10 protein-coding genes are annotated in these 12,286 nt (G+C 43.2%); all 10 read left to right on the top strand.

The genetic code is table 11. The features are described 5' to 3' along the window. The first annotated feature begins 10 nt into the window (after window positions 1-10). The 10 genes from R7035_RS02885 to R7035_RS02840 all read left to right on the top strand — a co-directional run bounded on the left by R7035_RS02885 (window position 11) and on the right by R7035_RS02840 (window position 12,246). On the top strand, window positions 11-943 hold the full coding sequence (locus R7035_RS02885) for a transporter substrate-binding domain-containing protein (RefSeq protein ID WP_053307925.1): 933 nt from the start codon (window positions 11-13) through the stop codon (window positions 941-943). 73 nt (window positions 944-1,016) lie between these two features. Continuing rightward, a complete protein-coding gene (locus R7035_RS02880) occupies window positions 1,017-3,269 on the top strand; it encodes a putative bifunctional diguanylate cyclase/phosphodiesterase (RefSeq protein WP_318145953.1) in 2,253 nt (750 codons plus the stop codon). Window positions 3,270-3,481: 212 nt separating this feature from the next. Then, window positions 3,482-4,675 (top strand): glycine C-acetyltransferase, encoded by a 1,194-nt coding sequence (locus tag R7035_RS02875; RefSeq protein ID WP_005375095.1) that lies wholly within the window; start codon window positions 3,482-3,484, stop codon window positions 4,673-4,675. A 44-nt stretch (window positions 4,676-4,719) separates the two neighbouring features. Then, window positions 4,720-5,751 (top strand): L-threonine 3-dehydrogenase, encoded by a 1,032-nt coding sequence (gene tdh / locus R7035_RS02870; RefSeq protein WP_005383983.1) that lies wholly within the window; start codon window positions 4,720-4,722, stop codon window positions 5,749-5,751. A gap of 389 nt (window positions 5,752-6,140) precedes the next feature. Further along, window positions 6,141-6,686, top strand: a complete 546-nt coding sequence (locus tag R7035_RS02865; protein ID WP_005375099.1) for a spore coat U domain-containing protein — start codon at window positions 6,141-6,143, stop codon at window positions 6,684-6,686. 39 nt (window positions 6,687-6,725) lie between these two features. Then, entirely contained in the window at window positions 6,726-7,223 is a 498-nt protein-coding gene (locus R7035_RS02860; RefSeq protein ID WP_017820521.1) for a spore coat U domain-containing protein, read from the top strand. A 20-nt stretch (window positions 7,224-7,243) separates the two neighbouring features. Continuing rightward, window positions 7,244-7,999 (top strand): molecular chaperone, encoded by a 756-nt coding sequence (locus tag R7035_RS02855; protein ID WP_025768578.1) that lies wholly within the window; start codon window positions 7,244-7,246, stop codon window positions 7,997-7,999. Continuing rightward, window positions 7,999-10,425, top strand: coding sequence for a fimbria/pilus outer membrane usher protein (locus tag R7035_RS02850; RefSeq protein ID WP_373921582.1), 2,427 nt, complete (start codon window positions 7,999-8,001; stop codon window positions 10,423-10,425). The genes R7035_RS02855 and R7035_RS02850 overlap by 1 nt, the downstream gene beginning before the upstream one ends. Before the next feature lie 96 nt (window positions 10,426-10,521). Then, entirely contained in the window at window positions 10,522-11,385 is an 864-nt protein-coding gene (locus R7035_RS02845; RefSeq protein ID WP_318145952.1) for a spore coat protein U domain-containing protein, read from the top strand. A 141-nt stretch (window positions 11,386-11,526) separates the two neighbouring features. Beyond that, window positions 11,527-12,246 carry a carbonic anhydrase gene (locus R7035_RS02840; protein WP_005375106.1) on the top strand — a complete coding sequence of 240 codons (720 nt, stop codon included), beginning with the start codon at window positions 11,527-11,529 and terminating at the stop codon, window positions 12,244-12,246. Window positions 12,247-12,286 lie beyond the last annotated feature (40 nt).

Here is a 12,286-nt window from a genome sequence, read left to right as displayed (position 1 = left end):
GGATATTATTATGTCAGTCATAGCATTTAAAAGAACTTTAGCGACGGTGGCGCTCATGGTTACCTCTGTTGCGTCGTCTGCCGCTTGGTCAGACGATTTACAACAAATCCGTGAACGCGGTGTACTGCGTCACATTGGTGTCCCGTACGCTAACTTTGTCTCCTATATTGAACAAGGTGAAGTGGAAACTTTGACTGGCTTGGATGTAGAGATAATAAAAGGTTTTGCCAAGTCGCTAGGTGTTCAGTACCAGTATGTTCCAGCACAGTGGAGCGACGTGGTTGGTAAGTTGACAGGGCAAAATGTGCAATATCACAACAAGCAGGCTGTTGTCGGAGAAAGTGTTCCAATTGAAGGCGATTTGATCGCAAACGGCGTTACTATTCTTGATTGGCGCTCTGAGGTAGTCGATTTTTCACAGGATTATTTTCCTTCAGGTGTATGGTTGGTTTCCAGATCCGACTCTAGTCTGAGCCCGATTAAACCAAGTGGGTCGGTCGATGAAGATGTTAAAAACGTCAAGCAGCTGATCGATGGTCGCGAAGTGTTAGCTTTAGAACATTCTTGCTTGGATCCTAACCTTTATGACTTATATGACACAGGTGCAAAAGTTATATTACCTGATGGGGCGCGTCTCCTTAATGAGATGGTTCCAGCGATAATGAAAAATGATGCGGAAAGCACATTATTAGATGTTGCGGATACGCTAATTGCCCTCGAAAAATGGCCGGGCGAAATAAAAGTCATTGGCCCTATATCTGAAAATCAAAAAATGGCTGTTGCATTCCGTAAAAATTCCCCTGAATTACGCAAAGCATTTGATCGTTATTTAGACTCGATAAAAAAAGACGGTTCATACGAAAAATTAGTAAAAAAATACTATCCATCTATTTACTACTTTTATAACGATTACTTTATAGAAGATAAAAAGAAAGTCCGATGAATAAGGCCGTTAAAAATTTTCCAGTAAAAGATTTATTACAATAAGCGCAATATTAGTTTCAATTTACTTAGCTATGCTTATTACTGTGACTAGCGTAGGTCAAAATAAATTAAAAGAATCTCAATACAGAGAACTAGATTTAAAAGTAAAAAGTTATGCAAGCACACTCGATAATTTATTTACCATAGCGAGTGAAGATGTTGATAATCTAGCTACAGATAAAACAATACAAACATTCTTTGGTAATTTAGCTTCTGGCATGTCAATGGAGTATGGATTAGGTGCCAGTCTAATTAATTTAAAGCGTCGCTTCGATGAGAAGATAGACAGTAAGCTAATTAATAGCAGCCAAATCTATAAGAAGCTCACGCTAGTAGGCAGTGATGGAGTCACCATTGTCACCACTGGATCTGAAAACCTTGCCGAGCACAAAATGGACATACAAACCTTAATGACTCAACACGGGCATCCCGAAGAGGTTTGTGCGACGCGATACAATGATGACGTTCGCATTCAAGTCATTAAGCAAGTTAAGTTCTCCGGAAAGCCTGTTGCCTTTTTAATTGCCGATCTTAATAAGAATATTGTTATTGACCAACTTACTAACCAAGAACACGAAGATAGTTATAGCCGAATGGTGCTAAAAATAAAAGACGTGGAAATGGTTGTATGGGATACCATAAATAAAACACCTTCTCACAATAAGGATGAGAACTATTTCGTTTCTGAGGCTGTAGACGGAAAAATTTACTTTGAAGTTCCTGTGGATAAACATCACTTCAAATTGATGGCGTGGTTCGAGCCTTTGAGTGAACGAGATATATTTACATCACGGCTCTTTATTATTGGTTTGAGTATTCTGGCCGTTATGATCGTCATTGCTTTATGTTATGCATTCATCACGAACAATAATAGGATTGAATTGAAAATTAAGCTTGAGGAAGAAAAAAAGCGTAAAGATATTCTTTCTCAACAGAATAAAAAATTAACTAACGAAATTGAACGTCGAAAAGCGTCTGAAAAAGAACTCGCCTTCCAAGCTAAATATGACACATTAACCAATTTACCTAATCGTAGTTATGGTTCCGAGCGATTGGCTTTGGAGTTAATTAGGGCATCGCGTAGTGGGTCTAAAGTTTTGGTGATGTTCATCGACTTAGACCACTTTAAGCAGATTAACGATTCAATGGGACACTTTGTTGGGGATGAAATCCTTAAACTCAGTGCTCAGCGACTGTATCAAGTCGCAAGAAAAACAGACTTATTGGCGAGAATTGGTGGGGATGAGTTTTTACTCGTCATCCCAGACTTGCCTGATAATGATACTGCAAAGCGAGTTGCTTCAAGTGTGCTTTCGGCGTTTAACGATCCGTTTGTTTGGAACAACCATGAATTCTTCTTGAGTAGCAGCGTCGGAATGTCTGTGTTCCCGGATGACGGAGACAACGCTGAGCAGCTCCTTGCATGTGCTGATATGGCAATGTATCGGGCGAAACAAGATGGGCGTGATGGCTTTTGTTTTTATAACCATAATATGAACCAAGATTTGCAACGCTATTTGGATCTGGAAAATCGTCTGAGAAGTGCGATCTCCAATCAGTTATTAGAGCTGTATTATCAGCCAATTATTGAGCTGAGTAGTGGTAAAATCGTAGGGGCAGAAGCGCTAATGCGTTGGAATGATGACAAGTACGGATTTGTAAACCCTGAAGAGTTTATCTCTATTGCAGAGAAAAATGGTTTAATTCATCAAATTGGTGAGTTTGCTATTCAACAAGCGTGTCGACAAGCGGCACAATGGCAAAGTCTGACTCCGTTGTTTGTTTCTGTAAACTTTTCTAGTGTTCAATTTAGGTACTGCGAGCGCTTACTTACGTTTATTAAACACAGCCTTGAGGAGTCTGGTCTTCCGTCAAATAAGTTCGATATTGAAGTGACAGAAAGTCTCCTCTTCAATCACGATTCTGAGCTATTAGACATGCTTAATAACTTACGAGCGTTAGGCACCAAACTTACTATTGATGATTTTGGTACTGGTTATTCTGCGCTGAGTTACTTGCAGAAGTTTCCGTTCGACCGCTTAAAGATTGATCGTAGCTTTATGCAAAATATGTTCGAGAACGACTCAGACCGCGAGCTTGTCAACGTAATCATAGCAATGGCGAAAGCGCTGGATCTTAAGATCGTCGCAGAAGGCATCGAAGAACAGCGTCATGTGGATTACCTGAAAAACCTAAACTGTGAGTTCGGACAAGGTTTCCACTATAGCCGACCATTACCTGCTAAGGACTTTGAAACACTTTTGGCTAAGCCTACCTGGCTATAATTCCTTTTATAACAACCTTATAGAAAAGCATTAATCGAACTTGTGCCTAGGATTCATTAATGCTTTTCCACCTTAAGGTATAATCCTTCCTCCTTCCTTGAATTACACTACAATTAATTGATGAGTGATAGCCCGTGACGCCCGTCACATAAAGGCTAAGCCTAATTCTAAACGAGTAAATACTCGCCAAAATAACTAGGAAGGAATTTCAAATGTCTTCTGCATTCTACCAACAGATTCAGCAGCAAATCGAAGAAGTAAAGGCGGAAGGCCTTTACAAATCAGAGCGTGTCATTACGTCTCAACAGCAAGCGGCTGTTAAAATCTCTACTGGTGAAGAAGTACTAAACTTCTGTGCGAACAACTACCTTGGTCTTGCTAACCACCCGGCACTTATCGAAGCGGGTAAAGCAGGCATGGACGAGCACGGCTTTGGTATGGCTTCAGTACGTTTTATCTGTGGTACGCAAGACATCCACAAAGAGCTTGAGCAGAAGCTTTCTAAGTTCCTAGGTAAAGAAGATACGATTCTTTACACATCATGTTTCGACGCAAACGCGGGCCTATTTGAAACTATTCTAGGCAAAGAAGACGCAATCATCTCTGACGCTTTAAACCACGCGTCAATCATCGACGGTGTTCGTCTATGTAAAGCAATGCGTTTCCGCTACTCAAACAACAACATGGAAGAGCTAGAGCAACAACTGATCGCTGCGAAAGAAGCAGGTGCTCGCCACATTCTTATCGTAACGGACGGTGTGTTCTCAATGGACGGCGTAGTAGCAAACCTTCCGGCTATCTGTGACCTAGCAGAGAAGTACGGCGCGTTGACTATGGTTGATGACTCTCACGCTGTTGGCTTCATGGGCAAAACAGGTGCAGGTACGCACGAGCACCACAACGTAGTTGACCGTATCGACATCATCACTGGTACGCTAGGCAAAGCAATGGGCGGCGCTTCAGGCGGTTACACATCTGGTAAAGCGGAAGTGATTGACTGGCTACGTCAGCGTTCTCGTCCATACCTATTCTCTAACTCTGTTGCACCAGCAATCGTAAGCGCTTCTATCCGCGTTCTAGATCTACTAGAAGAGAGCGGTGACCTACGTGATCGTCTATGGGAAAACGCAGCACACTTCCGTACTCGTATGGAAGACGCTGGTTTCACAATGGGTGGTGCTGACCACGCAATCATTCCGATCATGCTTGGTGACGCAAAAGTAGCAGCAGAATTCGCAGAGCGTGCGCTGGAGAAAGGCATCTACGTAATCGGCTTCTCATTCCCTGTAGTACCAAAAGGTCAAGCACGTATCCGTACTCAAATGTCTGCGGCGCACTCTCGCGAGCAGCTAGACCGTGCAATCGACGCGTTCATCCAAGTTGGTAAGGACATGGGTCTTATTTAAGATTCTAGGCCTTAGACAATAGGGCCTTTAATTAAGGTTACATTATGAAAATTAAAGCATTATCAAAGCTAAAGCCTGAAGAAGGCATCTGGATGACTGAGGTTGATAAACCAGAAGTTGGCCATAACGACATTCTGATCAAAATTAAGAAAACCGCTATCTGTGGTACAGACGTACACATCTACAACTGGGACGAATGGTCACAAAAGACAATTCCAGTGCCTATGGTTGTTGGTCACGAATACGTGGGTGAAGTGGTTGCGATTGGTCAGGAAGTTCGTGGCTTTGAAATCGGTGACCGCGTATCTGGCGAAGGTCACATCACGTGTGGTCACTGTCGTAACTGTCGTGGCGGCCGTACTCACCTATGTCGCAACACGATTGGTGTGGGCGTTAACCGTGAAGGTGCATTCGCTGAATACCTAGTGATCCCAGCGTTCAACGCGTTCAAGATCCCTGAAGGCATCTCTGACGATCTAGCGTCTATCTTTGACCCGTTTGGTAACGCAGTACACACAGCACTTTCTTTCGACCTAGTAGGCGAAGACGTGCTTATCACAGGTGCTGGCCCAATCGGTATCATGGCAGCAGCGGTTGCTAAACACGTTGGTGCTCGCCACGTAGTGATCACAGACGTGAACGAATACCGTCTAGAACTTGCTCGTAAGATGGGTGTAACACGCGCAGTAAACGTGGCTGAAGAGAAGCTAGAAGACGTAATGGCTGAGCTAGGCATGACAGAAGGCTTCGACGTTGGTCTAGAAATGTCTGGTAACCCAGCAGCATTCAACTCAATGCTAACCACAATGAACCACGGTGGTCGCATTGCACTACTAGGTATTCCACCGTCAGACATGGGTATCGACTGGAACCAAGTTATCTTCAAAGGCTTGGTGATCAAAGGTATCTACGGTCGCGAAATGTTCGAAACTTGGTACAAGATGGCTTCACTGATCCAATCTGGTCTGGATCTATCGCCAATCATCACGCACCACTACAAGATTGATGACTTCCAAGAAGGCTTCGATGTAATGCGCAGCGGTATGTCAGGCAAAGTTATTCTTGATTGGGAATAACTTATTCAAGTAAGAAATGCGCTCCTTTTTGGGGCGCATTTTTGTTTCATGAAGATTCTTGTTTCGGGAAGAAATGGTCGCCAATCTTTTCTAAACTTCTCGTGTCGTTCTGCTACTTTTTTTAGATTTTTTCCACTCAACTTCACCCTACCTTCTAACTCATTGTCGATTCTGTATTTGGAACAAGATAATAACCATTTGTTTTTAGTGGTTATTTTTTAGCATTACATGCTTAAAAATCGTCACTTTTAAGTTTAATATTTTTATTTGCTGTTCGTCTTTATCCTTATCCTGCTTCTTTTTATTGTTTTACATTTTATATGCATTTGGTTTGTCATAATTGAGCTATAACTAATAAAAAGGTTACCGATATACAGTGGAATGTAAAAATGGAGCTTTATATGAAAAGATTTTATCTGATGATGCCTCTGCTCTTAACCTCATTTAGTTGGCAAGCGAGTGGAGCGTCAGTGAGCGGTACGATTGATGTTTCAATTAACCTTGTACAAGGTTGTGTGATTAATGGAAACAATGCGGTAGATGCAGCTTCTGGCGTTGGCTTTGGCTCACTCGCCTTTGGAGACGTGCCTGCAATCTTCAGTGAACAAGATGGTGTGGTAAATGGTGGTAGTGCGACGGGTATTGAAGTGCTTTGTAGTAACGGTGTGACACCGACGTTTACATTGGGCACCGGATTGTATGATGCAAGTGCGACCGTTGGTACCTACGCGATGTCAAATGGCGCGCAATTTATTGATTATACGTTGTTTACCGACTCAGACCGAAGCACACAAATTATACAAGGCGGGACGGTAGCTCTGTCTGAATTTACTAGTGCAACATCGCAAACTATTGAGCTTTTTGCGAAAGCTTACGGTACGAGCAGCATTGCCGGCACATACTCCGATACCATCAGTGTGACGCTAAGCTGGTAAAACGTGACGCTGGTTGTTAGGGGCTTTTCACTTGTCGCGATGAGTTTGTGCTCTTTAACTGTGCTGGCTGATGCGACACAAACTTTTCAGGTGTCTGCCACCGTAGATACAGGTTGTTTGATTAACGGCGCAGTACAAGAAGAAAGCGCAACCCAAGCTGGGCAAATAGGCACGTTAGATTTTGGTGAGCATTCTTCAGTTTACGCGACGGAAGTACAAGGCAGCATCACTTACAGTTCATCACTCACATTAAGTTGTACTCCGGGTATTACGATGAATGTTTCCGTAAATGGCGGGATGAATGCATCGGACGGTGTACGTAAGCTAAAGCACAGTGAAGAAGCGACAACGGTAGATTACTTTTTGTTTCAGGATCTAAATTATACGCAGGTGCTTGATATTGACACGCAATATTCCGTCGATACCGACCAAGACCCAGATAATATTCAGTTTCCTATCTGGGCAAAGGCGACAATAAATGGGAATGAAATGGCTGGAATTTATATGGATACGCTTACGCTGACATTAGAGTGGTAAGTGAACTTTGGAGGGGTGAAATGGAATTCATACTCAAAAAACTATTATTAATAACCTTCCTTTTTGTTTTTTTCTCAAATGCCAATGCTAACTCATTATTAATTTGGCCGATTTACCCCAAAATATCAGAGGAGAGTAATGCAACATCACTTTGGATGGTAAATAAAGGCAGTGTTGATTCTTATTTACAGGTGAGAATTTTTAAGTGGGAACAAAACGAAGGAGAAGATAGTTATTCAAGTCAAAGCCAGTTAATTGCAACCCCTCCGTTTGTCAAAATTGAACCAGGTGAAAAGCAGTTAATCCGCATCATCAACCAAGATGAGGCCTCTGCAGGTAAGGAGTATGCATACCGAGTGATCATAGATGAATTACCGCCAACTCAAAACCCTCAAACAGAATTGACGGAAAATGAACTCGCTGTAAAAGTCCGAATGCGTTACTCGATACCTTTGTTTATTTACGGGAAAGGGCTGACTGATACTCAAAAACCAAACCGTGACAGTGAATTATGGGGTGATTTACAGGCACAGTTTATTAAGAAAAATAATCAGCGTTTTGTTCACATTAAAAATTCAGGAAAACACCATGTTCGCTTAGTGAATTTACAGTTGAATCTACCAAATAAAGATCCTGTCGTTATTTCCGATGGACTAGCTGGCTATATTCTTCCTGAACAGTATAAGGTTTGGTCTATTCCCCATAGTAATGTCAGACCCTTGAGTTTGAGCGCGAATATTGGAGGTAAACGTTACCAAATACCATTGAAGCAATAATGAATAGATTTAATACAATGAATGCTTTCTTTTGGTTGGTATTACTTAGCGTAACGTGGAGCAGTATTGGTCTTTGTGCAAATTCAGCAAACCACTTCTCTGAGCTACCGAGTCCTGAAAATTTCTCATTAGAAAAGTTTGAGAATATTAGCCTCAATCTGGAGTTGGTGATCAATCAAAGAGCAACAGGGCTTGTTGCGAAAGTTGAGCGAGTTGGCGATCAGTTCTTTTTGCTCCGGGAGGACCTCATTTCAGTTGGGGTTACCGCCAAGTCGTTGCCTGGAACTGAAGAGAGACTTGAGGTTACGTCTATCCCAGGAGTTAACGTGCGTTACTTGCAATCGTCATTGCAACTTACAATTGACGTACCGCCTAATTGGTTACCGATGCAGAGCTTATCAGCGCAGGATATGGGGCGATTTTCCCCGGCTCAGTTTGGGCGTGGTGGCCTGCTTAACTACAACGTATTTGGTGTGTACGAGAACGAAAGCCGACAAAAGGAGGTTTCTATAAATCATGAAGTCAGAGCCTTTTCTGAGTTTGGCGTTTTTTCTACTACCGGGATATTTAAATCTAACTTTCATCGCGATGTTCAGTCCCAGCAAAGCAGCCAGTACACTCGTTTTGATACGAGTTACGAGTACGTCAATCAAGAGAAGCGAATTCGTATGGAGGTAGGGGACTATATTGTTCGCCCTTTATCTTGGAGCCAACCAGTAAGACTGGCGGGTATTCAGTTATCACATGATTTCTCTATGCGTCCGGATGTCGTGACGACGCCGTTACCTGCATTTTACGGTGAAGTCACAGCGCCCACTACGTTAGATTTGTTTATCAATGGCTTTAAAACTGACTCAATGAATGTTGGGCCCGGTCCTTTCATTATTAACGATATTCCAATGCTCTCTGGTGCTGGGGAAGCAACGGTAATTGCAACGGATGCTCAGGGTAAGCAAACGGTCATGACCAGCCCATTTTTTCTCTCTTCCGATCTACTCAAGACCGGATTTACATCTTACAGTGCGAGTATTGGTGCGATCAGAGAAAATTTCGGTAATGCATCTAACGACTATGGAGACGGTGGCGTGGTTACCGCTCTGCGTCATGGCATGACTGATTGGTTAACATTAGAAGCTCAAGCTGAAGCAAAAGATGACCTGATCGTTGCGGGGCTGGGCTTTGTCACCAATGCTTTCAACTTGGGTACGGTGGATGCCTCGTTTCGTGTGAGTAATTTTCAGGATCAATCTACCTCATATGCGCTAGGTTATAGTTATCAGTCTCGGCTGTTTAGCTTCGCTGCTCGAACTCAAGTAGAACAAGCCGACTTTTATACCTTATCTCATTTACCAAATTATGAAATGCTCGATGAAGGCAAGGACGCTTCACTCGCGTCGCGTCATCTATCACAAATCAATATGGGAGTCCGTTTGGGAGATTGGGGCTCACTTTCTGGTGGGTACTTTGATATTCAACAATCCGACTCAGATTCACGTACCCTAAATCTTACTTATAGCTACGCTCTGCCTTTTAATATCAATATGTCCCTTTCTTACAACCATAGTATTGGTGGTCAGAGTGTTACGCTGGCGCAATTCTCTCTACCTTTCAGTTCTTTGGGGGGAAGTTCGGGGCTAACGCTGAAAAGAGAGGACGATGGCGATGTGCGAGGGCGAGTGGGTTATAGCCGCCTTGCGCCAATACGAGGTGGGTGGGGCGTCAATTTAGCGCATGATATTAACGAACACCCAGAAAACCGTAAACAGGCTGATTTGACCTACCGTGCGTCATGGGCGCAGTTCAGAGCGGGGTTAAATGGCACCAGTGGCGACTATGATTATTTTGCGGAAATGGCAGGTTCGGTCTCTACGTTGGATGGAGAAATATTCCCGGCGAATGAAGTGTATGACAGCTTCGCTGTGGTGAGCACCAGTGGTTTTGAAGGTATTCCGGTTAAATATGAAAATCAAATTGTCGGAGTGACAGACGATGAAGGTTACTTACTTGTTCCTTGGGCTACGGCGTATTACACCGCCAAATATGAAATCGATCCACTTAATTTACCTGCCAATGCTGCGTTTTCTGCAACAGAGCAGTTTGCTTCGATACATTCGGGCTACGGCTACCTGTTAGAGTTCCCAATAGAGCTACAAATTGCACTGAGCATGACGGTGGTAGACGAAAATCATTTGTTCCTTCCGATTGGTACATATGGCCGCTCAGAAACGGGCTTAACAAGCCAAATTGGTTGGGATGGTTTTACGTACTTTGAAGGCGTTGACCCAGGCCGCTATATTCAGTTTTATCCTCAAGGACAGTCGCCATGTAAAGTGTTTATTGAGGGGTTGTATCAGCGTGAGAGTCAAAAAATACAAACATTGCCTGAGCAGGTTTGTATCAAAGCCGAAGAAGAGACCGCACTATGATTTTGCGCCGCTGGCTTGCTAGCCTACTTCTCTTTTTCTCGTTCTCGACAATGGCTTGTCAGCTCACGGCGGCAACACCTTTAATCTTGTTTGGCAATGTTTCTTCGTTTACTGTTTCAAGCTCTCAGCAGCAAAGCTCAGCCTCATGCGGGGATTACGTGTGACTTTTCTACACTTGTGTCTTTGTTAAGTGGCGACTACGTATCAGCAACGTTTAACAGTATAAATAATGGTTTGCTATTAAATGAGGATGATCCGAGTTCGGAGCTCAGCTATCAGATTTTTGGCGATCCAGGTCTTTCACAAGAGTATGTATTCGGCCAAACTTACAATTTTTTTGAAATTGGGTTACTCGATTTACTCGGGTTGTTTGGCACTCAAGCTGAGTTTCCGCTTTATGCTCGGACGGGAGTGGGCAGTAATCTTTCCGCTGGGACTTATAAAGACCAAATCACCGTATCCTGGATTTGGGATTACTGTAAGGGTATCGGGGTTCTAGGAGTATGCATTGGCCGCGCCAATGGCAGCGCTCAAAGCGTGATTACGGTTGAGTTGGAAGTGACCCCTGATTGTATGATCACGGCGCCAGATATTGATTTTGGTTCGTCCCCATTAGTGGCCGGTTTTGAGCCAGTCAGTCAGGTTATATCGTTAACTTGTACCAAGAATAGTTCCTTCTCCATTGGCTTGAATGACGGCCTAAATGCGTCCGGCGGTCAGCGGCGAATGATTTCTAGTGGTCACTATTTGGAGTATGAAATCTATAAGTCATCATCGATGGATCGCTGGGGAGGAACCAGTTCTGAACGTCGTGAACACAGTGACGTCGATACTGGCGGCTCCATTCCTGATGGTATCACTCCACAGAATTATAATTATCGCGCGCAGATACTAACCAGCCAAACGACCCCTCCTGCAGGTACTTACACCGACTCAATAATCGTTGACGTTCAATTTTGAGCATCATGTCAATTACATCATTAGAGGCTTCTATTCCAAAAATCTTTTGTAATCATAGTTTTCACTCTGTCACTGCTTAATTTTGTGAGATTAGTATGGCTTTATTCTCACGGAATTTAACTTTCAGAAATAAGGAAAATGATGAAGAAGTCACTAACAACATTAGGTTTGGCACTGGTATTTACAGGAACAGCTTATGCAGCAAGCTGGGGCTACGAGGGAAACCATGGACCTGCTCATTGGGGTGAGTTTGCATCTGAGTGCGCAAAAGGTCAAAACCAGAGCCCAATCAACATTGAATCGGCGACCGAAGCGAAGCTAGAAAAATTGAATTTCGACTACGAAGGTAAGGCAATTTCACTGCTGAACAACGGTCACACTTTACAGACTGGTTTAGAAGGTAAAAACACACTCACCATTGATGGTAAAGAGTTTACGTTGAAACAGTTCCACTTTCATACGCCATCTGAAAACCATGTGGACGGTAAAGAATACCCTCTAGAAGCACACTTTGTGCATGCCGACAAAGTAGGTCATCTAGCTGTTGTCGCGGTGTTCTTTAAACTGGGTGACGCGAACCCAGATCTAGCTAAGATGCTAGCTAACATTCCAACTAAAGATCAAGATGTTACCATCAAGGTTCCATTTGATGCTGATGCCCTTATCCCAAGTGATAAAGACTACTACCGCTTTAACGGCTCACTAACGACACCGCCATGCTCTGAAGGTGTACGTTGGTTGGTGATGAAAGAAGCACAAACTATTTCTCCTGAGCAGATAAAATCTTTTTCGGAAGTAATGGGGAAAAACAATCGCCCAATCCAACCGCTGAATGCACGTATGGTGTTAACGCAACAATAACCACTTCATGCGAAGAAAAATAAAAAGCCCGCTTAAACAC

The sequence above is a fragment of the Vibrio sp. 1731 genome (assembly GCF_033339955.1).
In the GTDB taxonomy this organism is placed as follows: Bacteria; Pseudomonadota; Gammaproteobacteria; order Enterobacterales; family Vibrionaceae; genus Vibrio; species Vibrio alginolyticus.
The sequence above is the reverse complement of the archived record's forward strand: the minus strand, read 5'-3'. Positions and strand labels throughout refer to the sequence as shown.